The following is a 26,976-nucleotide window of genomic DNA, read 5'->3' as shown; positions in this document are numbered from 1 at the left end:
GCGAGAATCGCGATGGCAAAGACGACAGGCGGAAAGAAAGCAGCAGGCAAGGGCTCGACGGAGCCGACCAAGAAGGTCACAGCGGCCAAGTCTGCTTCTTCCACCAGGACAACGTCTTCAGCCACGTCAGCCCCAGCAGGAAAGAAAACCGCGGCCGGCACTGCTCAGGCTGCGCCGGCGCCGGCAGCCAGAACACGGGCTGCCGCCAGACCCGACTCCGGGCCGGCCAAGCCGGCGGCGAAGCGGGCAAGTGCGAAAAGCGCAAGGGACACGACTGCCGACGCGGACGAAACGGCAGTACGTACTACTCATGCACCCACGGTTCAACCGGCTGTCGTCCAGCAGCCGCGAGTCGATATAGCCGGTACGGCGAACTCCATGACCAAAAAGCTGAACGAAGTATCCGTCGAAGACGACGCAAATCAGAGCGACGAGCAGCCCGCAGCCGCGGCTGCTCCGGGCAAATCCAAGGTGCGCGATCGTCGCGCCAAGGAAAAGGCGCTGCTGAAGGAAGCGTTCGCGACGAGCACGCCGGGCACGGCCGAGGAGCTCGAAGAGCGCCGCGTGAAACTGCGCGCGCTGATCAAGCTCGGCAAGGAGCGCGGCTTCCTGACGTACGCCGAAATCAACGACCACCTGCCGGACAACTTCACCGAGACCGAAGCCCTCGAAGGCATCATCGGCACGTTCAACGACATGGGCGTGGCGGTTTACGAGCAGGCGCCGGACGCGGAAACGCTGCTCCTGAACGACAACGCGCCCGCCGCGTCGTCGGACGATGAAGTCGAGGAGGAAGCGGAAGTCGCGCTGTCCACCGTCGATTCGGAATTCGGCCGCACGACCGATCCGGTCCGGATGTACATGCGCGAAATGGGCACGGTCGAGCTGCTCACGCGCGAAGGCGAAATCGAGATCGCGAAGCGGATCGAGGACGGCCTGCGCCACATGGTGATGGCCATCTCCGCGTGCCCGACGACGATCGCCGACATCCTCGCGATGGCCGAACGCGTCGCGAACGAAGAGATCCGCGTCGACGAGCTCGTCGACGGCCTGCTCGATCCGAATGCTTCGGACTCCGCCGATACCGACGGCTTCTCCGCGAAGGAAGCGGAAGCCATCGAGAACGAGGACGAGGAAGCCGAAGAGGAAGAGGAAGAAGAGGAAGAGGAGGAAGACGACGGTGCCGCGCAGGCATCGGCGAACGCCGCCCAGCTCGAAGCCCTCAAGCGTGCGTCGCTCGAGAAGTTCTCGCAGATCAGCGAGTGGTTCGACAAGATGCGCCGCGCGTTCGAAAAGGAAGGCTACAAGTCGAAGGCCTACCTGAAGGCGCAGGAAACGATCCAGTCCGAACTGATGACGATCCGCTTCACCGCGCGTACCGTCGAACGCCTGTGCGACACGCTGCGTGCGCAGGTGGACGAAGTGCGTCAGGTCGAGCGCCAGATCCTGCACATCGTCGTCGACAAGTGCGGCATGCCGCGCTCGGAATTCATCGCGCGCTTCCCGGGCAGCGAGACCGATCTCGACTGGGCCGAGAAGATCACTGCAGAAGGCCATTCGTACAGCGCGGTGCTGTCGCGTAACGTTCCGGCGATCCGCGAACAGCAGCAGCGCCTGCTCGACCTGCAGGCGCGCGTCGTGCTGCCGCTGAAGGACCTGAAGGAAACCAACCGCCAGATGGCGGCCGGCGAACTGAAGGCACGCCAGGCGAAGCGTGAAATGACCGAGGCGAACCTGCGTCTCGTGATCTCGATCGCGAAGAAGTACACGAACCGCGGCCTGCAGTTCCTCGACCTGATCCAGGAAGGCAACATCGGCCTGATGAAGGCGGTGGACAAGTTCGAATACCGTCGTGGCTACAAGTTCTCGACCTACGCGACGTGGTGGATCCGTCAGGCCATCACGCGTTCGATCGCGGACCAGGCGCGCACGATCCGTATTCCGGTTCACATGATCGAGACGATCAACAAGATGAACCGCATCTCGCGGCAGATCCTGCAGGAAACCGGTCTCGAGCCGGATCCGGCAACGCTCGCCGAGAAGATGGAGATGCCGGAAGACAAGATCCGCAAGATCATGAAGATCGCGAAGGAGCCGATCTCGATGGAAACGCCGATCGGCGACGACGACGATTCCCATCTCGGCGACTTCATCGAGGACAACAACACGGTCGCGCCGGCGGATGCAGCACTGCATGCCAGCATGCGCGACGTCGTGAAGGACGTGCTCGATTCGCTGACGCCGCGTGAGGCGAAGGTGCTGCGGATGCGTTTCGGTATCGAGATGAGCACCGACCACACGCTCGAGGAAGTCGGCAAGCAGTTCGACGTCACGCGCGAGCGGATCCGTCAGATCGAGGCCAAGGCGCTGCGCAAGCTGCGTCACCCGAGCCGTTCCGACAAGCTGAAGTCGTTCCTCGAAGGGAACTGATTTCCAGCGTCTCTGCCACGAACGCCGCCGGTATCCGCATGATGCCGGTGGCGTTTGTTCCCTTTGTCGTCTTTGTTGTTACAATGCCGGCCCGGCCTCGTTGCCGGGACAGCGTGTAGCACGCTTTGCTTCTCGTCTGGGCCCCTAGCTCATGCTTGGTTAGAGCAGCGAACTCATAATTCGTTGGTGCCGGGTTCGACTCCCGGGGGGCCCACCAGGTTCGCTTCCACGGTTGTCCGGGGAAGCCGCGAAACCCGCGATGCCGCACGGCGTCGCGGGTTTTTCTTTGGTGCGCGGTCGAGCGTATTGAGCGCGTTCGCGCCGGCGCCGCATGTCGCGTCTTCGCCACCGCGGAAACGCCGAAAGCGTGCCGACCCGATATCAATCGAAGTATGCTGTGGCGCGATCCGGTCGCATGCTGCTCCATCGCGCGCACCGGGGACCGGCGCCGCGCTCCGTCCGGCAGCCAGCCAGAACAAACACAATCCGACTTCGCCCGACAATGGGGGCGGCCAACATGATCATGCTGCGTTCGTGGGGTGCGGTTCTGTCGTTGCTGATGCTTGCTGCGTGCGCGAGCCTGCCGCCGCAGGCCGACCGCACGCCGACGCATGCATTCACCGATACCGACAATACGCGCCTCGGTGTGGCATTTCGCCAGCAGGCCGCCGCGCATCCAGGGCTGGACGCGTTCCATTTGCTGACCGATCCGGTCGACGCGCTGGATGCGCGCGTGCTGCTCGCCGACCGCGCCGACCGGTCGCTCGACCTTCAGTACTACATCTGGCACGACGACCTGACCGGGCACGAACTGGCCGATGCGGTCATCCGCGCGGCCGATCGCGGCGTGCGCGTGCGCGCGCTGCTCGACGATCTCGGCACCAACGCGGACGACCGCAAGCTGCTCGAGATCAGCGCGCACCCGAACATCGAGATCCGGCTGTTCAATCCGGTGGCCACTCGCCGGTTCAAGAAGATCGGCACGGTATTCGAGTTCGCGCGCGTCAACCGGCGCATGCACAACAAGGCGATGATCGCGGACAACCAGGCGGCGATCGTCGGTGGCCGCAATATCGGCGACGAGTACTTCGGCGCCTCTTCGATGCTGGAGTTCGGCGATCTCGATGTCGTCGTCCACGGCCCGGCGGTGAACGCCATCTCGACCGAATTCGATACGTTCTGGAATTCTCCGTACGCGTATCCGATCGACGTGCTGGTCGGGCACGATGCGGCGCCGGGCGGGCTCGATCGCGAGCGCGAACGGTTGCGCGACTACCTGAGAGCCATGGAGGACAATCCGTATGTGCTCGAGGCCCGGCAGCGGCTCGACCGGATCGTGCATGGGCAGGGTACCGAATTGTCGTGGGGGCGCGCGACGGTGCTGTACGACGATCCGTCGAAGATCGCGCACGCGCCGAAGGACGCCGAGGGGCACCTGATGCCGCAATTGCGCGCGCTTGCGTTGCAGCCCCAGCGCGACCTGCTGATCGTGTCGCCGTATTTCGTGCCGGGCAAGGACGTCGTCGAGCGGCTGCGTGCGCTCACGGCGCGCGGCGTGCGCGTGACGGTGCTGACCAACTCGCTCGCGTCGACCGACGTGGCGGCCGTGCATGCCGGCTACCGGCATTATCGAAGCGACCTGGTGAATGCCGGCGTGCGGCTTTACGAACGGCGGCCGTCGGGCGACAAGAGCATTTCGAAGCAGGTCATCATCGGCTCGTCACGCGCGTCGCTGCACGCGAAGACCTACGTGTTCGATCACCAGAGCATTTTCATCGGGTCGATGAATCTCGATCCGCGCTCGCTGAACCTCAATACGGAGATCGGCGTGTATTGCGAAAGTCCGGCAATTGCGTCGCAGGTGGCGAACGATCTCGAGGCGCGGCTCGACCGGATCGCGTGGCGTGTCGAGGCGACGACCGATGCGGCCGGGAAAGGGCGGCTCGTGTGGATTCAGACCGATGCGGACGGGAAGGTCACCGAAATCGATCACGAACCGGAAGTGTCGCCCGCACGGCGGATGGAGGTCTGGTTTCTGGGGCTGTTTCCGATCGAATCGCAACTGTGAGCGACGCTCAGCGGCGCGTGCGGCCGAGTCGTTCGATGACGGCCGCGAACTGCGTCGTTGCTGAGTCGATCGTCGCGTCGTCCAGCCCGGAATAGCCGAGCACGAAGCCGTTGTACGTTCGGCCGTCGCCGACGCGGTAGCTGCTCAGCGGCTGCAGCAGCAGGCCCTGCGCGGACGCGGCGCGCGCGACGTCGGTGTCGTGCAGCGGCACCGTGAGATCCGCCGACAGATGCATGCCGCCCGGACTGTCACGCACGCTCAACGCGGTGCCGAGGTGGCGCGCGAGGGCGCCTTCGAGGCTGCTGCGCCGCCCGGCATAGAGCGACCTCATCCTGCGCAGGTGCCGTGCAAAGAGGCCGGTGTCGATGAATTCGGCCATCGCGAGCTGGTCGGCCGAATGACCGCGATGGACGAGTTCGCGCAGCGTTCGCGCGAAGCGATCGACGAGGATCGGCGGCACCACCATGAAGCCGAGCCGAAGCGCGGGAAACATCGTCTTGCTGAAGGTGCCGAGATAGCAGACCGGCGCGTCGGGATGCAGGCCCTGGATCGCGGGCAACGGCTGGCCGTCGTGACGGAACTCGCTGTCGTAATCGTCCTCGACGATCCACGCACCGCACGCGCGCGCACGCTCGACGAGCACTGCGCGCCGTGCCGGGCTCATCAGTGCGCCGAGCGGATATTGGTGCGATGGCGTCGTATAGATCAGCCGAGGCGGCTGGCTACGCCACTGTGCGTCGGTAGGCGCCATCCCTTCGTGATCGACCTCGATCGGCACGAGATTCAGGCCGGTCGAGCGGAAGGCTGTCCGCGCGCCGTTGTAGCAGGGATTCTCGAGCCAGCCGTATTCGCCGGGATTCGCGAGCATGCGCGCACACAGCTCGAGGCTGCCTTGCGTGCCGTCGGTGATGAATACCTGGCCCGTGTCGCAGCGCACGCCTCGCGACACGCGGATGTACGCGGCCACCGCGCGCCTGAGCTCGGGCAGCCCTTCGACCGGCCCATACGCGAGCTGGGCGGGCTTGATGGTTTTCCATGCACGCTCGATGCAGCGGCGCCACTGCGCCACGGGGAATTCGTCGAGTGACGGGAGGCCGGGGACGAACGGCAGCATGCGTTCGGGCTCGGGATCGGCGTTCTCCAGCCCTTGCACGCGCGCCGACAGCCGAACCGCGGGCGGCCCGTCTTCATTCGCGGCGCTCGCGCGGCTGCATCCGTCCCATCGCGTGATCGTGCCGTTGCGCGTGGCGGCTACGAAGCCTTCTTCCGCCAGCCGCTCGTACGCATAGACCGCCGAGTTGCGTGCAATACCCAGCTCGGCCGCGAGCACGCGCGTCGACACGAGCCGCGTGCCGGGCGGAAGGTGCCCGTCGAGCAGCAGCGTGCGCAGGCTCCGGTACAGCGCTTCCTGCTGGCTGTGTCGGGTCGTGCCGTCCTGTCGGGCAAGCGACGAGATGAGCAGCGCGAAATCCATAGGCTGGTTCCAGAAATTTTCGTTGTGCTGGTTCTTTTGAAGATGCCGCGCGCATCGTATCGTTCACGTTCTCGCGGTGCAGACCGGCGCGCAAGCCGTGCCGGCGATCGCCGCGGCCTGCTGCACGTCGGTATTCTGATCGATTTGACATGCGACTGTCGACGAGCCCGGCGACGGGCAATTCGGCCGTGAATACGGCGCGCTACCGATTCAATTCACTTCGTAGTTCAGACATATGAAAGACCAGACCGCCATCGCTCCCACACCGCGTACGACCATTCGCCGCCTGCCCGAGCTGGCCAGTCACGATCGCGCGATGCTCCACCGCATCGTGGACGAGGCCTACGTCTGTCACATCGCGTTCGGCGACGGGCAGGACACGCACTGTATTCCGACCGCGCACTGGAGGCGAGGCGACGATCTCCATATCCACGGATCCAACGGCAGCCGGATGATCAGGGCGCTGTCGGCGGGTGCGCAGGCTTGCGTCGCGATCACGTTGCTGGACGGTCTCGTACTGGCCAGGTCGGCCTTCAACCATTCGATGAATTACCGATCGGCGGTGATCTACGGGCAGTTCGAGGTGGTGGAGGGCGGTGCGGAAAAGCTCGCGGCACTGGATGCGTTGATGGACAAGATTGCGCCGGGCCGCAGGCATGAAGCGCGGCCGGGCAATGCGAAGGAAATCAACGCGACCAGCGTGCTGCGGATTTCCATGGACGAAGCGGCCGTGAAAATCAGCGATTCGCTGCCGTCCGACAAGGACGAAGATCTGGCGCTTGCCGTCTGGGCCGGAATCCTGCCGCTGAAGACGGCACGCGGTACGCCGGTGCATGCCGACGGCAACGTGGCCGTGCCGGACTACGTGCGGAACTGGGCCGATTGAGGAGGGGGCGCCGGATGGTAGCGCGGCATTCGCGCTACCGTCGGCGGGACTTACCCCGGATGATGCTCATGCGACTCGTGCTGCGGGTGGGACTCGGGCAGGTGCGGATGCGGAGCCGCCGCGTGCTCGGTTGCCGGTTGCCGAGGCCGCGGTGTCGCGTGTTCCTGCGGCGGTGCTTCGGCGTGCGGCTGCATCTCCTTGCGTTGCTGCTGCTGGGCCTCACTGCGTTGCTGGGCCTCACTGCGTTGCTGGGCTTCCGCTCGTTGCTGCTGCGCTTCGTTACGCTGCTGGGCCTGCGCGCGGCCCTGTTGTTGCGCTTCGTTGCGTTGCTGCATCGCTTCGCGTTGTTGCGCCGTATTATGCTGCTGCATTTCCTCGCGTTGCTGTTGTTGCTGTGCCGCCGCACGATTTTCCTGCGCGGTTGCGCGCTCCTGCTGCATCGCCTGCTGCCGCTCGTCGTGCGTCGCGCCGGGCGGATGCTGCGCCGGCGCCACGGCATGCGGCGCGTTCGCATGGTTCTGCGCGAATGCTTCCGGCGCGGGCCGCGTGCCGGGACGTGCGTCGTTTGCGCCGAAGTGCGGCATCGTCATCGGCGCGGCGCGCTCGCGCTGCTCCATGGCCTGTCCGCGCATCGGTTCGGCACCGGGCTGTACGGCATTGCGCTCGATCGTCGTGTTGTTGGTGGTGACGTTGCCGCCGTAGTTGTTCGTGATGCGCGTGTTGCGGATGTTGGTGATGTTGTTGATCACGGTAGTCGACTTCGTCACGTACGTGGTGTGGTTGTACACCACGGCGGGGCGCTGCCAGCCATCGTGCCACCCCGGGCCTTCCGGACGCGGCGCCCCCCAGTTCATGCCCCATGCATGCCAGCCCCAGTCGTGGTGCCCGAAGATCGCGGCGCCGACGGCGATGCCGACGCCGAACGTGATCACGCTGGCCGCAACGACTTCGCCGGTGCTGTATGCGGGCGGCCGGTACACGTAGCCAGGGTAGGCCGACACCGGTTCGCCGTAGACGACGGTCGGGTTGTAAGACGGCACGTACACGACATCCGGCTGCGCGGACTCGATCTCGATGGCCTGCGGCGGCGGCGGCACGATCGCGGGCCCGGCATATACGACCGGCGCGTCGGGGGCGGGCGTGTAGCCGGCCGGCGCGGCCTGCGCGACTTGCGTGACGCGCATCTGGCTGCCCGAACGGAGATGGCCGGACGTCTGCGCGCGCTGGCGCATTACCTGGATCGCGTTCATCACGTCGGTCGGGTCGTTGTAGTACGCCTGGCCGAGCGACGTGGTCCAGGCCGGGTTCGACGCCATTTGCGACAGCACCGCGGGGAAGGCGGTCAGCGCCTTGACGGACGGGTCCCATGGCTGCGCGTCGGCGGCGCTCGCGAGTGCCTGCCCCTTCAAGGCCGGATTCTGCGTGACCCAGTTGTTGGCGGCTGTCACCTGGTCCGGATACGTTGCGCCCGCAAGCACCAGCGCGACGAGTTTGTCGGGGAACAGCGCGATCGGCGCGACCATCTGGTAGAGCTGGTCGGCGCTCGGCGGCGTGTAGGCGACGGGCGTCGAGGCCGGCTGTGCCGCGGCAGCCGCGCTCGCATCGCTCGCCGGTGCGGCGGGGCTGCTGTCGCCGTTCCTGTTGCAGGCCGCCAGGCCGAGCAGCGACACGATAAGGGACGACGCGATCAGCGTCCTGACGGGGCGGTGTGCACGTGTGTCGTTCATGTTGTTCATTCGGTGTGGAGGCAGCGTTGGCAGGCACGCGGGCTGCGCGATCGTGTTCGCATGGCGGAAGTCCCGCGACGAATCGTCATATTCAGTTAAACGCACGACACGCGCGGAAGTTGTCGGCGTGTTGTGTAACAGTGTGTACCTTGCAGTCCGTAAGCGGGCGGGCGCCCGACGGGTAATCGTTCTGAAAGTTGCTGGCGCAACGATTGCAAGGTCGGCGTGCGTACCGTCGCGCCGGATGCTGTTCTGCGAGATCGCGCGGAATGCAGAAAACCCGCGACGGCTTGCGCCTGTCGCGGGCTGTTACGCGGTTGCGTGCGGTTCCGTGTGCACCCGACGACGCACACCCGGAACCGGGTCGATCATCGGTTCATCAGCGCGCGAAATCCGACGTGCTCTGGATGAACGCGTTCAGCTTCGAGATGTTCACGCTGCCGAAGCCCGTCGTCGCGTCCCAGCCGGCCTTCGCCTTGTAGCCGTACGTGCCGCTGCCGTTGTTGCCGGACGTGACGTCGTGCAGCAGCGCCGCGTTGGACGGGAAGTACTTGTAGATGCTCGACGCGGGGAAGCCGAGCGCATTGTTGTTGGCCGACTGCAGCCGCGCCCAGATGCCCGTGAAGATCGGCGCGGCGAGGCTCGTGCCGCCTTCGTTGTTCAGGTAGCCCGAGCCCCACAGCGTGTCGGACGTCTGGCCGTTCACGACGAGAATCGCGCCGGTGCGCAGGTCGGCGTCGAAGCCGACGTCGGGCAGTGCGCGCTTGGTCGATCCGGTCAGCGTCGACGACTGCCACGTCGGCGCGGCTTCGTACTTGCTGTACCCGCCGCCCGTCGACCACACGGTGCCCGCCTGCCAGCTCGGATCGTTCCAGACGATCTCGCTGTTGTACGCGTTGGTCGACGTATTCGTGAACAGCGTCGTGCCGCCTACCGCGATCACGTACGGCGACGTGGCCGGTTCGCTCACCGTGTAGGTCGAGCGCGACGGCGTGCCGCTCGCGCATTCGTACGCACCGTGATCGCCGGCCGAGACCGAGAAGGTCTGCCCCTGCGCGACCGCCTGCTTGAAGATGGTGTCGTCGGTTGCCTGCGAGCCGGTGCTGTTCGCGGACGATTCGCACACGCCGAGCGAGACGTTGATCACTTTCGCGACGTTGTCGGTCACCGCCTTGTTGTATGCGGCGGTGATCGCCGTGAGCGTCATCGACGGTGCCGCGTAGAACACGACCTGCTTCACGCTGCCGCCGGCCGTGCCGACGATCGACTGGCTGTCGAGATTCCACTCGACGGTACCGGACGTATCGGTGTACGAACTGCCTGCCGGGCCCGTCTGCACGACGGTGCTGCTGATCGTGCCGAGGCCGTTGTTCGCGGCGAACGTATTGAGGTCGCTCACCGTCTGCGACAGGTCGCCTTCGGAGATGATGCCGACCGTGGTCTGCGAGGCAGTCGGCGTGCCGTCGCCGCCGTAGATCGACGAGAACTCGGTCGGGTTGTGCGGCACTGCCGACGCGCCGGCCGGGATCGTCAGGTTGCTGGTGTTGCCTTGCGGCTTGCTGCCCGCACCGGTATGCATCAGCTCGACGTTCTGCAGCCCGAGCACCGCGCCGACGATGCCGCCGATCGCGTTCGGCACTTGCGCGGCGTCGGTATTCGCATAGACGCTGCGGCCGTTGTGCGTGAAGCGCTTGAGCGTCGTGCGGAACGCGGACTTGATGGTCGCCGCGGTGCCGGACGCCGATACCAGCAGGCGGTTCGGCGCGACCACGATGTTCACGAAGCCTTCCTTGCGCAGGTGCGCAACGACGGACGCGACCTGCTGGTCGGTCGGCGCATATTGCGCGGCGAACTGCGCCGGCGTGAGGAACTGCTTGTAGTGCGGCGAGCCGGGCGTATGCAGGTCGCGCAGGTACTGGTCGAGTTGCGCCTCGTTGCGCAGGTTCAGCCCGAGCACGATGTCCACCGATTCGCCGGGCGCGAGCTCGACGGCCGCCGATGCCGCGGCCGCCGTGCTCGCGGCGGGCGCGCCGGCCGTACCGGCTTCGCTCTGCTGCACGAGCGGCAGGAACCCCTTGGTGCGGGTTTCCGTCCAGCCGGCCGCCGGCGCGGCATGGGCGGTCGCCATGCCGAACGACGCAACGGCTGCGGCGGCGGATGCGAGCTTGACGATGCGAATGTGCTTTTGTTTCTTGTCTGCAACCTGATTCATTTCAAATACCCCTCCGGTTGAACATCGAACGGCACGAACAACAACGGTCGACAGCGATGCGGGTCATGCATCGCCGTGTTCTGTCGCATGCGTGCGGATGGCACGGACGCGACAGGGCCTTTCGCCCGATCCGGAGAGATGGGTTTGCTCCGGGGGCGAAATTTGGAAAACGCGATAAAGGAAAAGCGGCGCCGGACTCGGCACGGGCGGGATTGCTAGAGCAACAGTTTCGTTGTCCTGCTCATTTGATTCGATCCTTCGGCCCGCTGCCGGATGACAGCTGTCCAATGAGATGCATCGGGATATTGCATGCGCCGGTGCGCGAACGAATCAGCCGGCGGCGAGCACTGCGGTGCAGCGGAAGCGAAAAAACGTGGAGCGGAATCGATTGCGTGGTGAGCAATTCGTCAGATTGCTTGCATCGGACGGTATCAAGAACGAAAGCAGAGTGTCAAACTTTTTTTGATTATATGAAACAAAATTAAATCGAATAAAGCGCAATGATTTTGAAAAAATCGACGGCATTTTGTAATGCTCGAAACCGGCGGGAAAGGTAATGCCGGAGTCGGTTCGCCGATCATTTCCGATTCGTTTTGTAATGGGTCGGTTGCTATCGAGGAAACACTCGAATCGCCGGCGCGTGCCGCGGGATGTCGAACTCGAGAACGGCAGCGCCGCCAGGCGATGCGAGATGGCGGACCTGCCCGCCGTGCGCCTCGACGACCGCGCGCGCGACGGACAGGCCGAGACCGGTTTCGACGAAGTGTCGTGAACCTTCGTTTTCGATCCGGACGACGGCGCCCGCAGCGCGGTTTTCGACGAAAAGCCTCAGCGTGGCCGGCGCGGAATGGCGCCGCAAGTCGTCGAGCAACGCGAGAACGGCTTGCCGGATGCGCGCGCAGTCGCAGGTCACGACGGCCGCGTCGGTCGCCAGGTCGATGACGAACCCCGCTTCACGAAATGCTTCGCGAACCGAATCGACGGCGCCGGCGATTTCGCGGTCGAGTGCCGTCGGGCACAGGTCGAGTGTCAGTGCCCCAGGCTGTTCGGCAACCTGAAGGTCGTCGACAAACCGGAACAGGTCGTCGACCTGGTGAAGCAGCGCGTCGCGCGACGAAGTGCCGTCTTCGTGGGCGAGCGCCTTGATGGCTTCGAGCCGGGTTTCGAGTTCCGCGAGCGGCGTGCGCATCGAGCGACTGTTGCTTTCGGCGGCGGCTGCCGGATGGGAAGGAATCCGATATTTCAATTGATGGGTCATCGCATTGAAGTCCTCGATGAAGCGCGACAGGTCGGCCATGCAGCCGTCGCGGGAAACGACGCGCGCCGACAGGTCGCCGGCGACGATGCGGCCGGTGTGGTCGGCAACCGCGTCGAGCGCCGCGAGCGTGCGGCGCATCTGCCGGAACAGGTCGAACGCGGTTGCCAGCAGGCACACGAACAGCACCGTCGCGAGCACCAGGTAAGTGGATGCATCGTGGATCATCGCGTCGGCCGTTGCGTCGTGCGGCAACGCACCCGGGTGACGCAACGCGTAAAGGAGGAATGCAGCGGTGCAGGCGATCAATGCGGCGACGATGGCGCCCAGGCCGATCGCCTGCCCGATTTGCCGGCCGGGCTTCGCCGGCAGCGTCACTGCGCGCCCCGCAGCCGGTAGCCGACACCGCGCATCACTTCGGGCATGCCCGGTGCGCCGGCCTGTTCGAGCTTCTTGCGCAGCCTGCAGATGTGGCTGTCGACCGTGCGCTCCAGCGCGCTCACGTCGGCCATGCACGCATCGAGCAGCTCGCCGCGCGTGAACACGCGGCTCGGCGATCGCGCCATGTGTGCGAGCAGCCGGAATTCGGTCAGCGTCAGCGTGATCGGGATCTCGGCGGAATCCGTCCGCACGCGGGCCAGATAGCTGTCGGTGTCGATCTCCAGGTCGCCGACTCGCAGCATGCGCGTGGCCGGCGGCGCGGCCGAGCGGCGCAGGATCGCGCGCAGCCGCGCGACGACCTCGGCCGGGTTGAACGGCTTGACGATGTAGTCGTCCGCGCCGGCGTGCAGCGCCTGCAGCCGGTCGAGGTCGCGGTCGAATGCCGTGAGGACGACGACGGGCGTATTGCCGCGCCGCCGCAGCTCGGTGAGCACCTCCCAGCCGTTCTTCTGCGGCATCTTCACGTCGAGCAGGATGAGGTCGGGCTTCAGGTGCGGCTGCACGTCGAGCACCGCTTGCCCGTCGGCGACGCGGTAGGTGCGAAAGCCGTCGTGCGTCAGGTACGCGTCGAGGATGTCCGAGATGTCGGGCTCGTCTTCTGCAATCAGTATCAGGGAATGGATCATGGAGTGTGCCGTGCGATGTCGAACAATCGGGGCAGCCCGTTGCCGGGCTGAATCGCGCCGTCCCGATCTGCTGCTGTACGGGCGGAACGGCGCCGTTCGTTCAGTTCTGCACCTCGCTCTGCGACGGCGCGACGTCCTTGTCGGTCAGGCCGCCACCGAGCGCCTTGTACAGCGCAACGGCGTTGCCGAGCTCGCTGCGGCGCAGGTCGAGCAGCGCCTGCCGTGCCGAGTAGAGCTGCCGCTGCGAGTCGAGCAGTTCCAGCCGCCCCTCGACGCCCGCGCGATAACGCAGGTTCGACAGGTCGGTGCGGCGTTCGGCCGAGCCGACCACGCGCGTCTGCGCTTCGATCTGGCGGCCGAAGGTTTCGCGCCCGGCGAGACCGTCGGCCACTTCGCGAAACGCGGTCTGGATCGAGCGTTCGTATTCGACGATCGCGCTGGACTTGCGCACTTCGGCGAGTCGCAGCTCGGAGCGCAGCCGGCCGCCCTGGAAGATCGGCACCGTGACCTGCGGCGCGAAGCTCCACGTGCGCTGGCCGCCGTCGAACAGGCTGCCCATCGCCGGGCTGAGGAAACCGATCGACGACGTCAGCGACAGGCGCGGGAAGAACGCGGCGCGCGCGGCGCCGATATCGGCATTCGCGGCGACGAGGTTCTGTTCGGCCTGCCGGATATCCGGGCGACGGAACAGCAGTTCGGAGGGCAGGCCGGCCGGCAGTTGCGTCATCACCGGTTGCTGCTGAAGCGGCAGCGGCTCGGGCAGATCCTTCGGCAGCTCGGTGCCGACCAGCAGGCGCAACGCATTGCGTGCCTGCTCGACGGCGCGCGTGCGCGCTTCGAGATCGGCCGTGGCGCTTGCGACCTGGCCTTCGGCTTGTGCGATGTCGACGCCGCTCGCCTGATGCGCATCCTTCAGGCGGCGTGCGAGATCGAGCGACTGCTGCCAGTCGGCGAGTGTGCGCTCGGACAACTGACGCTGCTCCTGCGCGAGGCGTTCCGCGAAGTACGCGTCCGCGACGCCGCCGACCAGCGAGATCTGCACCGCGCGGCGGCCGTGATCGGTCGCGAGGTAGCGCGCGAACGCCGCATCCGACATCGATTTCACGCGGCCGAACAGGTCGATCTCGAACGCGCTGATGCCGAGGTTCACGCCGTACTGGTTCTGCGTCGTGCCGAACAGCGGCGGGCTCGACTGCGTGTCGTCCGACGTGCGCTGGCGCGTGAAGTTCGCGCCGGCGCCGATCGACGGCAGGCGCGCGGAACGCTGGATGCCGTACTGCGCTTCGGCGGCCTCGACGTTCAGCGCCGCGAGGCGCAGGTCGCGGTTGTTTTCGAGCGAGAGCTCGATCAGGCGCTGCAGGCGGCGATCGCCGAACATCGTGCGCCAGCCGAGATCGGCCGCGTTGGCCTTGAGGTCGGCGGCCGCGGCGGCCGTGTAGGCCGTCGGCACCGGCATCGAGGGCTTGACCAGCGTCGGCGCGAGCGAGCAGGCCGACAGGGCGAGGACGAGGGGAAGAATAAGCAATCGCATGGCATCAACCTTCCTGTCCGTGAGTCGGGGCGGCCGGCTGCTTGCGGGAAGCCCGCCATGCGCCGATGCGCTCCTGGATGCTCATCACGAACACAAAGAAAACGGGGACGAAGAAAATGGCCAGTACCGTGGCGGTCACCATGCCGCCGAACACGCCGGTACCGATCGCGTGCTGCGTTTCGGCGCTGGCGCCGGTCGCGATCATCAGCGGCACGACACCGAGGCCGAACGCGAGCGAGGTCATCAGGATCGGGCGCAGGCGCAGCTTCGACGCCTGCACGGCCGCTTCAATGAGTCCTTTGCCTTCCTCGCGCAACTGCTTCGCGAATTCGACGATCAGGATCGCGTTCTTCGCGGACAAGCCGATCACGGTGATCATCCCGACCTTGAAGAACACGTCGTTCGGCATGCCGCGCAGCAGCACCGCGCCGATCGCGCCGATCAGGCCGAGCGGCACCACCAGCATCACCGACAGCGGGATCGACCAGCTTTCGTACAGCGCGGCGAGCACCAGGAACACGACGATCATCGACAGCGCCATCAGCATCGGCGCCTGCGACGCCGACTGGCGTTCCTGCAGAGACTGGCCGGTCCACTCGACCGCGAAGCCCGGCGGCAACTGCGCGGCAAGCCGCTCCATCTCGGCCATGGCCGCGCCGCTCGACTGGCCCGGCGCGGCGGTGCCCGAGATGCGCGCGGAAGGGTAGCCCTTGAAACGCACCATCTGCAGCGGCGTCTCGGCCCATACCGGGCGAACCACTTCGGACATCGGCACCATGCCGCCAGCCGCGTTGCGCACGTACAGCTTCATCACGTTGTCGATCTGCATGCGTGCCGGCGCATCGGCCTGGATGATCACCTGCTGCATGCGGCCCGCGTTCGGGAAGTCGTTCACGTAGGTCGAACCCATCGCGGTCGACAGCGTGTCACTGAGCGTCGTGAACGACACGCCGAGCGCCTGCGCCTTCGCGCGATCGATCTCGAGGCGGATGCTCGTGCCGGCGGGCAGGCTGTCCGGGTACACGCCGGTCACGACCTTGCTTTGCGCGGCGAGTTCGAGCAGCTTCGCTTCCGCTGCCTTGAGCGCCGCGGTGCCCTGGTTGGCGCGGTCTTCCAGGCGCATCGAGAAGCCCGAGCTGTTGCCGAGTTCGTCGATGGCCGGCGGCAGCAGGCTCATCACCGTGCCTTCGGTCACGCCGGCCATCGCCTGCTGCGCGAGCATGCCTTCCTCGATCGTCGACGAGCCGCCGCGGTTCTTCCAGTCCTTCATCACGGACCAGTTGATCGCCGCGTTCGAACCCTGGCCCGAGAAGCCGTAGCCGATCACGGAAATGCTCGACTGGATTGCCGGACGCGAAGCAAGATGCTTCTCCAGCGTCTTGACCACGTCATGCGTGCGCTCGGCGGTAGCGTCTGCGGGCAGCAGAAAGCTGGTGATGAGGTAGCCCTGGTCTTCGTCCGGCAGGAACGACGACGGCAGGCTGCGGAAGCCGAACACCAGTGCGCCCGAGATCGCGACGAACACCAGCATCACGCGGCCCGTGCGGCCGACCAGGCGGCCGACGCGCGTCTCGTACCATTTCGTCAGGATATCGAAGCGGCGGTTGAACCAGCCGAAGAAGCCGCGTTTTTCGTGATGGCCCGGTGCCAGCGGCTTGAGCATCGTCGCGCACAGGGCCGGCGTGAGCGTCAGTGCCAGCAGCGCCGAGAACAGGATCGACACGGCCATCGACATCGTGAACTGCTTGTAGATCACGCCGACCGAGCCGCTCGCCATCGCCATCGGCAGGAACACCGCGGTCAGCACCAGCGTGACGCCGATGATCGCGCCGGTGATCTCCTTCATCGCCTTCGACGTCGCGTCCTTCGGCGACAGTCCTTCCTCGGCCATCAGGCGCTCGACGTTCTCGACGACGACGATTGCATCATCGACGATGATGCCGATCGCGAGCACCATGCCGAACATCGTCAGCACGTTGATCGAGAAGCCGGTCAGCAGCATCACCGTGAACGTGCCGAGCATCGCGACCGGCGCGACGATGGCCGGGATCAGCGTGTAGCGCACGTTCTGCAGGAACAGGTACATCACGAGGAACACGAGCACCATCGCTTCGAGCAGCGTGTGCAGCACCTTCTCGATCGAGATCTTCACGAACGGCGACGTGTCGAGCGGAATCGAGTAGGTCATGCCGGACGGCATCGACTTGCTCAGTTCGGCCATGCGCGTACGGATCGCATCGGCGGTCTTCACCGCGTTCGCGCCCGGTGCGAGCTGCACGCCGGCGAGGGTGGCAGGCTTGTTGTTCTCGCGGCTCACGAACGTGTAGTTCTGCGAGCCGAGTTCGACGCGCGCGACGTCGCCGAGCACGACCTTCGAGCCGTCCGCGTTCGCGCGCAGCACGACCTTCGCGAACTCTTCCGGCGTCGTGAGCTGGCCCTGCGCGGTGAGCGGCACGGTCACGCGCTGGCCCGCCAGCGCGGGCAGCGCACCGAGGCTGCCCGGTGCGATCTGCACGTTCTGCTGGCCGATCGCGGTGGTCAGGTCGCTCATCGACAGGCCGAAATTGATCAGCTTCTGCGGATCGACCCAGATGCGCATCGCGCGTTCGGAGCCGAACTGCAGCACGCGGCCGACGCCGTCGATTCGCCGCAGTTCCTCGGAGACGCTGCGCGCCATGTAGTCGGCGAGCGCGCCTTCGTCGAAGCGGCCGTTGTCGGAACGCAGGCCGACGATCATCAGGAAGCCGGACGATGCGGATTCGACGATCAGCCCGTTCTGGCGCACGGCTGCGGGCAGGCGCGGCTCGACCGACTTGATCTTGTTCTGCACGTCGACCTGCGCCATCTCCGGATTGGTGCCGGGCTTGAACGTCACGGTGATCTGTGCGGCGCCGGACGTATCGGCCGACGATTCGAAGTACAGCAGGTTCTTGACGCCGGACAGTTCGCGCTCGATGAGGCTCAGCACGCCGTCGTTCATCGTCTGCGGCGTGGCGCCCGGATAGGTCGCGGTGATCGTGACGGACGGCGGCGCGACCGACGGGTAGCGCGCGACCGGCAGTTGCGGGATCGCGATCAGCCCCGTCAGGATGATGAAGAGCGCGATCACCCACGCAAACACCGGGCGTCGGATAAAGAATTCAGCCATGGCTGGAGGCTCCTCGTGATTCAGTGCGCGGATGCGGTGGCGGCCGCGTCAGGCGACTTCCAGTCGGTCGCGGCGGCCGGCGCGCCGTCGACCAGGCGTTCCATGCCTTCGACGACGATCTTCTGGCCGGCCTGCAGGCCCGACTTGATGCGGTAGCTGCGGTTCGTCAGTTCGCCGACCTCGACAGCCTTCAGATGCGCGGTGCCCTTCGCGTCGAGCACCCACACCTGCGGCTTGCCGCCGGCGCGCACGACGGCCTGTTGCGGCACCGTCACCGCGTTGGCGTAGTGCGCGCGCGGAATGCGGGCACGCACGTACATGCCCGGCAGCAACTGTCGCTTCGGGTTGTCGACCAGCACGCGCAGCAGCACGTCGCCGGTGCCCGGATCGACGTTGACGCCCGAGAACAGCATGCGGCCCTTCACGTCGTAACGCGTGTCGTCGTCGCGCAGCACGTCGACCGGCAGGCCGTTGGCGTCCGACGCTTGCGGCTGCGAGGCGAGCGCGCCGCGCAGCGCTTCGAGCGACGCAGCCGGCTGGCGCACGTCCACGTAGACCTGGTCGATCTGCTGGATGCGCGCCATCGGCTGGCTGTCGCCGCTCGACACCAGCGCGCCTTCGGTCACGAGCGCCTGGTCGATGCGGCCGGCGATCGGCGCTTCAACGGTCGCGAATTTCAGGTCGAGCTGGCGGCGCGCGAGCGTCGCGCGGGCCTGCGCGACATCGGCGGCGGCCTGGTCGCGTTGCGACACCGCGTCGTCGTACACCTGGCGGCTGATCGCATCGGCTTCGACGAGCGGCTTGAAGCGGGCCGTCTGCACCTTCGCGCGTTCGAGCGCGGCCTGCGCACGCTGCAGCGATGCGGCGGCGGTGTCCATCTCGGCCTTGAACGGTGCTGGATTGATCTGGAACAGCGGCTGGCCCATGCGCACTTCGGTGCCTTGCTCGAACAGCCGGCGCTGCACGATGCCGCTCACCTGCGGCCGGATCTCGGCCACCCGCACGGCCGCGACGCGGCCCGGCAGGTCCTCGGTGACGTCGAGGCGCGTGGCGGCCACGGTCATGGCCGCGACCGGCGTGGCCGGTGCGGCGGCCTGCTGTTCGGCGGGCCCGCAACCCGCCAGCATTGCCGCCACCAGCGCGCATACCGCGCTGTAGCAGCATCGTTTCTGATTCTTCATAGCGACTCCAGGAAACGCAGGCAGCCCACTGCCTGCTTTGACGGGCTGGAGTTTGCTTGGGTTAGTTGGGGGCTTTTATGCGGAAAGATGGAGATTCGATGGAGCCCGCGAAAGGAAGCGAAAAGCGGGGCGGCGGGTGTCGCAATGGTCGGACGAATGGGCGTGGCGCCGTGTCATGCGTGCGGTGTCGTCGGCATTCCGCCGGTCGGTCCGGTCGACGAGGATCGACCGCGACGTGATCGATGACGACCCGCTCGGCAACGAAGTGCCGGCGACGACGGGGGCCGAGGGGGGGCTGCTGGGCGCGGTACGGAATCGGGCATCCCGATCTGGAGCGGATCAGCTTCTGCCGGCTGCTCGACGCGTTCGCATCGTTCGGACGGTTGATCCGTAGCGCGTGCTACTGCGTGGCTCCGGCTTGCCGCAGCGCATCCGCAGCGTAGGTGTTGTCGTGTGTCAGTGCGAGCTGAAGCAGCGACTGCCCGCGCCGATCGACATGGTTCGGATTCGCGCCGTGCGCGACGAGCAGCGGAATCAGTTCGAAGCGATTGAACAGCGTCGCGAACCCCAGCGCGGTTTCGCCGGCGCCGTTCGTCTGGTCGATCGGGCAGCGCGTGTCGATCAGGCGGCGTGCGATGTCGGGTTCGTTCTTGAAGAGCGCACCCATCAGCGCCGTATTGCCGTGGCGGTCGCCAACGCATGCATCGGCGCCGGCCGACAACAGGTAGTCGAGCGCGGCAGGCTGGCCGTCGTAGGACGCGAGAATCACGGCCGTATAGCCGTGGCTGTCGGCGGCGTCGACGGGATACCCGGCGTCATGCAGTGCGCGCAGGATGTCGACGCGGCCGACGCGTGCGGCGTCGAACCAGTCGCCGTCATAGCGGCGCAGTGCGGCAGGATCGGCCTTGCCGTAAGCAGGCTGGTCGGGCAGGTGCGCGCAGCCGGCGAGCGCGGCCAGCGCCACGGTCATGGCGGCCGCGCGGATCGTGTGCGTGAAGCGTTCGGGTCGCATGGGGATGTCCTGATGAAAAAGTCGGGCCGACGTGCGTGGCACCACTACGCACACTACGCACGTCGGCAGCGACCGATGTCGCGGGATCAGTTCTCGCTCAGCTTCGCCGCGAGCGACTGCACTTGCTGTACGTTCGCGTGAACGGCCTGCGCGAGACGCGTGCCGTAGTCGGCATCGGCCTTGTAGAAGTACGACAGCATCGCGTACTGGTTTTGCGCGTTCTTCACCTGGCCGAGATCGCCGGACAGTGCGGTGACGAGGTCGTCCTTGTCCTGCTGCGACAGGCTGCGGTAGTACTCGCCGGCCTGGCGGAACAGCAGCTTCTTGCGGATCGCTTCCTGTTGCGTCGTGCCGTTGAGCGCCATGCGCACGGACTTGTACTGCGGATCCTGCGCGAGCTCGTGCTGCGTCGACGGCTCGTAGTTCACCTCGCCCTTGCGGTCGCCCGCGTTCATCTTGCCGTCCTGGTTGTTGTTGACCACCGGCACGACAGGGCGGTTGATCGGCAGGTCCATGTAGTTCGCGCCGAGGCGGTACATCTGCGTGTCGGCATACGCGAACAGGCGATCCTGCAGCATCCGGTCTTCGGACGGCTCGATGCCCGGCACGAGCCGCGACGGCGCGAACGCCGACTCCTCGGTCGACTGGAAATAGTTGTCGGGCACGCGATTGAGCGTCATCGTGCCGATCTTGCGTTCAGGTACGCCGGTCCACACCTTCGTATCGTCCAGCGCGTCGAAGTCGAAGCGGTTCAGGTCCTTGGGCGTGAGCACCTGCACGTACAGATCCCATTTCGGGAAATCGCCTTGCTTCAGTGCGCCGTACAGGTCGTTCGTCATCAGGTTCCAGTCGCGGCCGATCGACGCGGCGATCTCTTGCGGACGCAGGCCGTGCACGCCTTGCTGGCTCTTCCAGTGGAACTTCACGTAGTGCACGTCGCCTTGTGCATTGACGAACTTGAACGCGTGCACCGCGAAGCCGTCCATGTGGCGATACGAATCGGGCATGCCCTCGTTCGTGTACAGCCTCGTCAGCATGTGGGTCGCTTCGGGCGTGTGCGCGAAGAAGTCGAATGCGAGGTTCGGGTCCTGCACGCCGGTCACGGCGCTCGGCTTGTTCGCGTGGACGAAGTCGGGGAACTTGATGCCGTCGCGAATGAAGAACACGGGCCAATTGATGCCGACCATGTCCCAGTTGCCCTGCTGCGTATAGAACTTCACCGCGAAGCCGCGCGGATCGCGCGCCTGTTCGGGCGAGCCGCGATAGCCCATCACGGTCGAGAAGCGCACGAACACCGGCGTGCGGGTGCCCGGCGTGAAGACTTTCGCTTTCGTCAGGTCGGAGATGTCGGCGCTCGGCACGAACTCGCCGAATGCACCGGTGCCGCGCGCATGCACGACGCGTTCCGGAATGCGCTCGCGATCGAAGCGCTGCAGTTTCTCGATGAGCGCGGAGTCCTGCAGCAGCACGGGGCCGGCGGGGCCGGCCGTCTGCGAATTCTGGTTGTCGCCGACGGGCGCGCCCGTGTCGCGCGTGAGTTCGGCGGCGTACGGGGAAGCGGAGAAGGCAACGCAGATCGCGGCGACTGCGTGCCGCAGCACGCGATGGGAGGATGAGGACATGACGATGGAACTCCTTGAATCCGATCGGTGGTGGGGAAGCCGACTGAATTAGAAGAGATCGTCAGATGATTGGCTAATTGATATTCGATATGTTTTCGATAGCCGAGGTATCGACGCGGCGCCGGCCCGGTCGTTGCGGACGAAATGAACCAGTATTGTTGTGCGCGCAATGAGTTGTTGCGGCGCGCGTGATACACCGATCGTGCATCGTGCGCGCCGGCACCGGTTACCCGGCGTTCGCCTGCCAGCCGAGCCCGAGGCTTTTCTGCACGGACACGTAGTCCTTGATCAGCTCGGCTTGCCCGGCGATCACGTTCTGTTGCGCGGACAGCGCTTCGCGTTGCGTGTCGAGCAGGTCGATCATCGACGCGACGCCCGCGCGATAGCGCTCGTCCATCAGCGAGCGCGCATGCACGGCCGACGTCTGCACCTTCGTCAACGCGACGACGTGCTCGCGCTGGTGCCCGTAACGCTGCAATGCGGTGTTGGCATCCTGTAATGCACCGAGCACGGCCTTCTGGTAATTCGCTTCCGCTTCGTCACGCGACGCTTCGGCCGCGCGTACCGCGCCGCGCGTGCGCCCGAAGTCGAGGATGTTCCATTGCAGGTACGGTGCACCGACCCACGTGAAATTCTGCTTGCGGAACAGGTGGCCGGGGTCCGTCGCGCTGAAGCCGAGATCGCCGAGCAGCGTCACCTTCGGGAAATAGTCGGCCACGTGCTCGCCGATCTGCGCGTTGCTCGATGCGAGCCGGCGCTCGGCCGCGCGAATGTCGGGGCGCTGCTTCAGCAGCGCGGCCGGATCGCCGATCGCGACGTCGCCGGGCAGCGTCGGCAGCGGGGCGTCCGCGGTCGACAATGCGGCATCCAGCGCGCCCGGCGCACGCCCCGTCAGGATCGCGAGCCGGTCGAGCGATTCCGTCACCTGCGCGTCGAGCGGGATCAGCGACGCCCGCGTGGTCTCAACCTGCGTCGTCAGGCGCTCGATGTCCACATCGGCCGCGACGCCGCGTGCGCGGCGCTGTTGCGTGAGTTCGAGCATCTTCTGCTGCAACCCGGCCGTGCGCTGCGACAGCGCGAGCCGTTGCTGCTGGTCGCGCAGGTCGACATAGGCGTTCGCGACTTCGGCGGCGATCGACACCTGCGTATCGGCGAGATCGGCGTCGACGGCTTCGGCCTGTGCGGATGCCGCTTCGACTGCACGACGCGTGCCGCCGAACAGGTCGATTTCCCAGGTCGCGTCGAAACCCGCCGAATAGAGTTGCAGCGGTCCCGAGCCGCCCAGCGACGGCGACGTGCCGCCCGACTGGTTCGAGCCGTTCGACGGCAGCAGCGAACCGAGCGCGCTGACGTCCGGTTCGCGCATGCGGATGGCCGCGACGGTGGCCGACGTTTTCGGCAACTGCGCCGCGCGCTGTTGCGAGAGCTGCGCGCGCGACGCGCGCAAGCGCGCCTGCGCCGCGTGCAGGTCGGGGTTGTACACGAGTGCGGCGGTGATCAGGTCGTCGAGCTGGCGATCGTGCAGTGCGAGCCACCACGCGCTCGGTGCCGGCGCGGTGGTGTCGATGCCGGAGGCCGGCGCGCGCACGAAGGTCGGCGCATCGGGTGCGGCGGGCGCGCCGCGATAGTCGGGGCCGACCGTGCAGCCGGCGAGCAGGCACGCGACTGCACACAGCGTGAGCGCAGGGCGGCGGGGCAGGGAGAAGGGTTTCATCGCGTAAGACGGTTCAATGGCCGGACGACATCGGCTGCGGGCCGCGCGGCGTTCTCAGCATCAGGGCGAGCGGTACGCAGGCGAGCAGCGCGAGGCCCAGCAGATAAAAGGTTTCGGAGTAGGTCATCACGACGGCCTGGATCTGGATCTGCTGCGCCAGCTGCCCGAGCGCGCGCATGTTCGAATACGCGAGGTCGCCGGTGTGTGAAAACCAGTTGGCCGCATAGGCCGACAGCCGGTCCTGCCCGATCAGCGAGTTCGCGGTCACCGATTCGCGCAGCGCGGCCGTATGGAAGGTCGTGCGCCGGTCGATCACGGTGCCGATGATCGCGAGCCCGATCGAGCCGCCGAGGTTACGCGCCATGTTGTAGAGCCCGGCCGCATCGCCCGAGTCTTCACGCGCGACGGCCGCCATCGACGCCTGGTTGAGCGGCATCATCGCGAGCATCTGCGCAACGCCGCGGATCAGTTGCGACCACACGAAGTCATGGCCGACGCTCTGCGCGGTCAGGCCGATGTCGAGCATGCAGCTCAGGCAGAACAGCAGCAGCCCCGAGATCACGAGGATGCGGAAATCGACCTTGCCGAGCAGGCGCGGCAGGATCGGCATCACGAGGAAGGCCGGCAGACCCGACAACAGCATGATCGCGCCGGCCTGTTCCGCGTTGTAGCCCGCGACGATCGCGAGGAACTGCGGCAGCAGGTAGGACACGCCGTACAGCCCCGCGCCGACTGCGGACACGATCACGATCACGCTCGCATAGCGCGGGTTGCGCATCAGCGACAGCCGCATGATCGGCCGTTTCGCGAAGCGTTGCGACAGCGCGATCAGGACCATCCCGGCAAACGACACGATGCTCAGCGTGACGATCATCTGCGATTCGAACCAGCGCTCGCGCTGGCCTTCCTCGAGCACGACGGTGAGCGAGCTCAGGCCGATCGCGAGGCCGAAGATGCCGAGCCAGTCCGCGTTGAAGAACGCGTGCCATTGAGGGCGGTCCGACGGCAGCCCGAACACCAGAAGCGCCATCAGCAGCAGGCACACGGGCAGGTTCAGGAAGAAGCACCAGCTCCAGTTCACGTTCTCCGCGAGCCAGCCGCCGAGCACGGGGCCGAACAGCGGCCCGAGCAGCACGATCAGGCCGAACAGCGTCATCCCGACCGGCAGTTGCGACAGCGGCAACCGCGTGCGGATGATCGTCTGCGCGGTCGGGATCAACGCGCCGCCCGTGAAGCCCTGGCCGATCCGGCCGGCAATCATCATCGGCAGCGAATGCGACCAGCCGCACATCATCGAGAATGCGATGAACAGCGCGGAGTTCGTCAGCAGGAAGTTGCGCAGCCCGAACACGCGCGTGAGCCAGGCGGCGAGCGGGATCATCACGATTTCCGACATCAGGTAGCCGGTCGAGATCCAGGTGCCTTCGGTGCCGGTCGCGCCGATTTCGCCCTGGATCTGCGGCAGTGCGGAGTTCGTGATCGAGATGTCGAGCGTCGCCATCAGTGCGCCGAGCGCGCCGGCCGCGACCGCGATCCAGTCGGTGACGCTCGCGCGGCCCTCGTGCGGCGGCACGGGCATCGTGGCGGACGTATCAGCCATGGCGTTTCTCGTCGCGGGCCGAACGCGTGTCGACGTCGACCGTCACCGACAGCCCCGGCAGCAGCATGCGTTGTGCGCGCGCGTTCGAATCGAGGCGGATGCGCACGGGCACGCGCTGGACGATCTTCGTGAAGTTGCCGGTGGCGTTTTCCGGCGGCAGCAGCGCGAACTGCGCGCCGGTGCCGGGCGCGAAGCTGTCGACGACGCCGGTCAGCGCGCCGTCCGGCAGCGCATCGACATGCAGCTCGACGGGCTGGCCGATGCGCATGTTGCCGATCTGCGTTTCCTTGAAGTTCGCGACGAGATAGATCGAGTCGACCGGCACGACGGTCAGCAGCCGCGTGCCGGGCTGCACGTACTGGCCGACGCGCACCGTGCGATCGCCGACGCGGCCGGCGAGCGTGCTGCGCACGATCGTGTTGTCGAGATCGAGCTGCGATTGCGCGGCGCTGGCCTGGGCGGCCTCGAGCTGCGCGCGTGCCTGCTGGAGCTGCGCGGTGAACGATGCGATCTGCGTGCGCGCGGCGGCGATCGACGCGTTGTTCGCGGCCAGCGTCGCGGCTGCCTGGTCGCGCGTGCTCTTCAGGTCGGCCACACGTTCGTGCGTTTCCGCACCGGTCGCCGCGAGCGGTGCATAGCGCGCGTACTCGTCGCTGGCGTGCTGCGCGTTGATGCGCGACACCTTCGCCTGTGCATCGGCCTGTTCCAGATTCGCGTGCTGCTGGCTGATGTCGGCTTCGGCGCGCGCGATATCCGCACGGCGGGCGTCGACGGTCGCCAGGGCCTGCGCGAGCGCGACCTGGTACTGGCGGACATCGAGCCGCACGAGCGGATCGCCGGCCTTCACGGCCTGGTTGTCGTGTACGTAGACGTCGGTCACGTAGCCGGCGACCTTCGGCGCGGCGGCCATGCTGTCCGCCTGCAGGTACGCATCGTTGGTGCTTTCGATGAAGCGGCCGACCGTCCACCAGCGGCCGAGCCAGACCGCGCCGCCGATGGCCACGAGCACGGCGACGGCGAGCAGGATGCGCCGCTTCGATCCGCCGCGTCCGTTACGCGGCGTTGTTCCGTTTTCCTGACGATCTACTTTCTGTGTCGGGTCTTGCAGCGTCGACATACGGGATCCAATTTATTCCAAGTGGAAGAATTATTCCAGTTGCTAAAATTGTGTCAAGTAGAATGTCGATCGATCGAATGACGAGGCAGGCATGAACGAAGCGAAGAAGCTGCGCCGTACGTCGGCGGGCGGCTACGCGCGCGGCGACGAAACGCGCCAGCGGATCATCGAGGCGGCAATCGAACTGTTCGGCGAACGCGGGTTCGCGGGCGCGTCGACGCGCGAGATCGCCGCGATGGCGGGCGTGAACGCGCCGGCGCTCCAGTACTACTTCGAGAACAAGGAAGGCGTGTACCGCGCGTGCGTCGAAACGATCGCCGAGAACGGCTGGCAGGTGTTCGCGCCGGCGGTTGGCCATGCGCGGGCGATGCTCGATGGCCAGGCGAGCGTCGACGCGCTGATCGATGCATTCATCGGGCTGCTGCGTGCGCTGTCGGACCGGATGTTCACCGCGCCGAAGACGATGAACCAGCGGATGTTCTTCGCGCGCGAGCAGGGCGGCCAGGAGCCGGCGAGTGCGAGCGAAATCCTGATGAAGCGCATGCGCAAGCCGCTGAACGACGTGAGCGCCGAATTGATCGGCCGCATCTCCGGGCGGCCGGCCGACGATCCCGTCACGCGGTTGCGCGCGCTGAGCCTGTTCGGGCAGCTGACGGTGTTCCATATCGCGCAGCGTTCGGCGCTGCAGTTGCTCGAATGGGACGCGTTCGACAGCGAGCGTGCGGCGCTGGTGACCGACACGATTGCCGACCAGACGCGCGTGCTGCTCGAGCAATGGCATGCGCAGCGCGACGCGTTGGCGGCCGGTGCGCAAAGCGCGGTGAAGCGCGGGCAGGGTGCCGCCGCGTCGAAACGCGCGGCGAAACCGGGGACGGCAACCCCCGCGGCGAAAGGCACGGCACGCGCAAGGAAACCCGCCGCGCGTTGAGCAC

General features: G+C 66.4%; 17 protein-coding genes and 1 tRNA gene. 5 read left to right on the top strand and 13 right to left on the bottom strand.

The genetic code is table 11. The features are described 5' to 3' along the window. The first annotated feature begins 12 nt into the window (after positions 1-12). From rpoD to U5798_RS06925, 3 genes are all read left to right on the top strand, one after another. Complete coding sequence (rpoD, locus tag U5798_RS06935; RefSeq protein ID WP_124446514.1) at positions 13-2,430, top strand: RNA polymerase sigma factor RpoD; 2,418 nt, start codon at positions 13-15, stop codon at positions 2,428-2,430. 138 nt (positions 2,431-2,568) lie between these two features. Beyond that, a tRNA-Ile gene (locus U5798_RS06930) sits at positions 2,569-2,647 on the top strand. A gap of 300 nt (positions 2,648-2,947) precedes the next feature. Further along, positions 2,948-4,498 (top strand): phospholipase D family protein, encoded by a 1,551-nt coding sequence (locus U5798_RS06925; RefSeq protein ID WP_322081633.1) that lies wholly within the window; start codon positions 2,948-2,950, stop codon positions 4,496-4,498. A 7-nt stretch (positions 4,499-4,505) separates the two neighbouring features. Here U5798_RS06925 and U5798_RS06920 read toward each other — a convergent pair whose 3' ends face one another. After that, positions 4,506-5,972: a PLP-dependent aminotransferase family protein gene (locus U5798_RS06920; RefSeq protein WP_322081632.1), complete on the bottom strand. Its 1,467-nt coding sequence runs from the start codon at positions 5,970-5,972 to the stop codon at positions 4,506-4,508. 235 nt (positions 5,973-6,207) lie between these two features. Between U5798_RS06920 and U5798_RS06915 the strand changes: the two genes are divergently transcribed. Beyond that, entirely contained in the window at positions 6,208-6,858 is a 651-nt protein-coding gene (locus tag U5798_RS06915) for a pyridoxamine 5'-phosphate oxidase family protein (protein WP_322081631.1), read from the top strand. Between the two features lie 50 nt (positions 6,859-6,908). On the opposite strand, the gene U5798_RS06910 is transcribed toward U5798_RS06915, so the two are convergent. From U5798_RS06910 to U5798_RS06855, 12 genes are all read right to left on the bottom strand, one after another. After that, on the bottom strand, positions 6,909-8,585 hold the full coding sequence (locus U5798_RS06910; protein WP_322081630.1) for a DUF3300 domain-containing protein: 1,677 nt from the start codon (positions 8,583-8,585) through the stop codon (positions 6,909-6,911). A 379-nt stretch (positions 8,586-8,964) separates the two neighbouring features. Further along, complete coding sequence (locus U5798_RS06905) at positions 8,965-10,797, bottom strand: S53 family peptidase (RefSeq protein WP_322081629.1); 1,833 nt, start codon at positions 10,795-10,797, stop codon at positions 8,965-8,967. Between the two features lie 610 nt (positions 10,798-11,407). Further along, complete coding sequence (locus U5798_RS06900) at positions 11,408-12,430, bottom strand: HAMP domain-containing sensor histidine kinase (protein ID WP_322081628.1); 1,023 nt, start codon at positions 12,428-12,430, stop codon at positions 11,408-11,410. Then, the gene (locus U5798_RS06895; RefSeq protein ID WP_322081627.1) at positions 12,427-13,119 is read right to left on the bottom strand and encodes a response regulator; all 693 of its coding nucleotides are present in this window, start codon (positions 13,117-13,119) and stop codon (positions 12,427-12,429) included. The genes U5798_RS06900 and U5798_RS06895 overlap by 4 nt, the downstream gene beginning before the upstream one ends. Before the next feature lie 100 nt (positions 13,120-13,219). Further along, the gene (locus tag U5798_RS06890) at positions 13,220-14,650 is read right to left on the bottom strand and encodes an efflux transporter outer membrane subunit (protein ID WP_322081626.1); all 1,431 of its coding nucleotides are present in this window, start codon (positions 14,648-14,650) and stop codon (positions 13,220-13,222) included. A gap of 4 nt (positions 14,651-14,654) precedes the next feature. Beyond that, entirely contained in the window at positions 14,655-17,798 is a 3,144-nt protein-coding gene (locus tag U5798_RS06885) for a multidrug efflux RND transporter permease subunit (protein WP_322081625.1), read from the bottom strand. 20 nt (positions 17,799-17,818) lie between these two features. Further along, complete coding sequence (locus tag U5798_RS06880) at positions 17,819-18,979, bottom strand: efflux RND transporter periplasmic adaptor subunit (protein WP_322081624.1); 1,161 nt, start codon at positions 18,977-18,979, stop codon at positions 17,819-17,821. A 400-nt stretch (positions 18,980-19,379) separates the two neighbouring features. Beyond that, positions 19,380-19,991 (bottom strand): ankyrin repeat domain-containing protein, encoded by a 612-nt coding sequence (locus U5798_RS06875; RefSeq protein ID WP_124446533.1) that lies wholly within the window; start codon positions 19,989-19,991, stop codon positions 19,380-19,382. Between the two features lie 86 nt (positions 19,992-20,077). Continuing rightward, entirely contained in the window at positions 20,078-21,613 is a 1,536-nt protein-coding gene (locus tag U5798_RS06870) for a catalase (RefSeq protein ID WP_124446535.1), read from the bottom strand. Between the two features lie 226 nt (positions 21,614-21,839). Further along, on the bottom strand, positions 21,840-23,327 hold the full coding sequence (locus U5798_RS06865; protein ID WP_322081623.1) for an efflux transporter outer membrane subunit: 1,488 nt from the start codon (positions 23,325-23,327) through the stop codon (positions 21,840-21,842). A gap of 13 nt (positions 23,328-23,340) precedes the next feature. Further along, on the bottom strand, positions 23,341-24,927 hold the full coding sequence (locus U5798_RS06860; protein WP_124446539.1) for an MDR family MFS transporter: 1,587 nt from the start codon (positions 24,925-24,927) through the stop codon (positions 23,341-23,343). Beyond that, positions 24,920-26,044 carry an HlyD family secretion protein gene (locus tag U5798_RS06855; protein ID WP_322081622.1) on the bottom strand — a complete coding sequence of 375 codons (1,125 nt, stop codon included), beginning with the start codon at positions 26,042-26,044 and terminating at the stop codon, positions 24,920-24,922. The genes U5798_RS06860 and U5798_RS06855 overlap by 8 nt, the downstream gene beginning before the upstream one ends. Before the next feature lie 91 nt (positions 26,045-26,135). On the opposite strand from U5798_RS06855, the gene U5798_RS06850 reads away from it, so the two are divergent. Further along, positions 26,136-26,972 carry a CerR family C-terminal domain-containing protein gene (locus tag U5798_RS06850; protein ID WP_322081621.1) on the top strand — a complete coding sequence of 279 codons (837 nt, stop codon included), beginning with the start codon at positions 26,136-26,138 and terminating at the stop codon, positions 26,970-26,972. Positions 26,973-26,976: the final 4 nt, after the last annotated feature.

Origin of the sequence: Burkholderia sp. BCC1972 (assembly GCF_905339605.1) — a bacterium.
Classification (GTDB): Bacteria; Pseudomonadota; Gammaproteobacteria; order Burkholderiales; family Burkholderiaceae; genus Burkholderia.
Note: the sequence above shows the minus strand (reverse complement) of the source record. Positions and strands in the feature narration are given on the sequence as shown.

Excerpts from the sequence above, each read along its gene's own strand:
- rpoD (WP_124446514.1), top strand. The coding sequence starts at position 13 with ATGGCAAAGACGACAGGCGGAAAGAAAGCAGCAGGCAAGGGCTCGACG.
- U5798_RS06925 (WP_322081633.1), top strand. The coding sequence starts at position 2,948 with ATGATCATGCTGCGTTCGTGGGGTGCGGTTCTGTCGTTGCTGATGCTT.
- U5798_RS06920 (WP_322081632.1), bottom strand. The coding sequence starts at position 5,972 with ATGGATTTCGCGCTGCTCATCTCGTCGCTTGCCCGACAGGACGGCACG.
- U5798_RS06915 (WP_322081631.1), top strand. The coding sequence starts at position 6,208 with ATGAAAGACCAGACCGCCATCGCTCCCACACCGCGTACGACCATTCGC.
- U5798_RS06910 (WP_322081630.1), bottom strand. The coding sequence starts at position 8,585 with ATGAACGACACACGTGCACACCGCCCCGTCAGGACGCTGATCGCGTCG.
- U5798_RS06905 (WP_322081629.1), bottom strand. The coding sequence starts at position 10,797 with ATGAATCAGGTTGCAGACAAGAAACAAAAGCACATTCGCATCGTCAAG.
- U5798_RS06895 (WP_322081627.1), bottom strand. The coding sequence starts at position 13,119 with ATGATCCATTCCCTGATACTGATTGCAGAAGACGAGCCCGACATCTCG.
- U5798_RS06890 (WP_322081626.1), bottom strand. The coding sequence starts at position 14,650 with ATGCGATTGCTTATTCTTCCCCTCGTCCTCGCCCTGTCGGCCTGCTCG.
- U5798_RS06885 (WP_322081625.1), bottom strand. The coding sequence starts at position 17,798 with ATGGCTGAATTCTTTATCCGACGCCCGGTGTTTGCGTGGGTGATCGCG.
- U5798_RS06880 (WP_322081624.1), bottom strand. The coding sequence starts at position 18,979 with ATGAAGAATCAGAAACGATGCTGCTACAGCGCGGTATGCGCGCTGGTG.
- U5798_RS06875 (WP_124446533.1), bottom strand. The coding sequence starts at position 19,991 with ATGCGACCCGAACGCTTCACGCACACGATCCGCGCGGCCGCCATGACC.
- U5798_RS06870 (WP_124446535.1), bottom strand. The coding sequence starts at position 21,613 with ATGTCCTCATCCTCCCATCGCGTGCTGCGGCACGCAGTCGCCGCGATC.
- U5798_RS06865 (WP_322081623.1), bottom strand. The coding sequence starts at position 23,327 with ATGAAACCCTTCTCCCTGCCCCGCCGCCCTGCGCTCACGCTGTGTGCA.
- U5798_RS06860 (WP_124446539.1), bottom strand. The coding sequence starts at position 24,927 with ATGGCTGATACGTCCGCCACGATGCCCGTGCCGCCGCACGAGGGCCGC.
- U5798_RS06855 (WP_322081622.1), bottom strand. The coding sequence starts at position 26,044 with ATGTCGACGCTGCAAGACCCGACACAGAAAGTAGATCGTCAGGAAAAC.
- U5798_RS06850 (WP_322081621.1), top strand. The coding sequence starts at position 26,136 with ATGAACGAAGCGAAGAAGCTGCGCCGTACGTCGGCGGGCGGCTACGCG.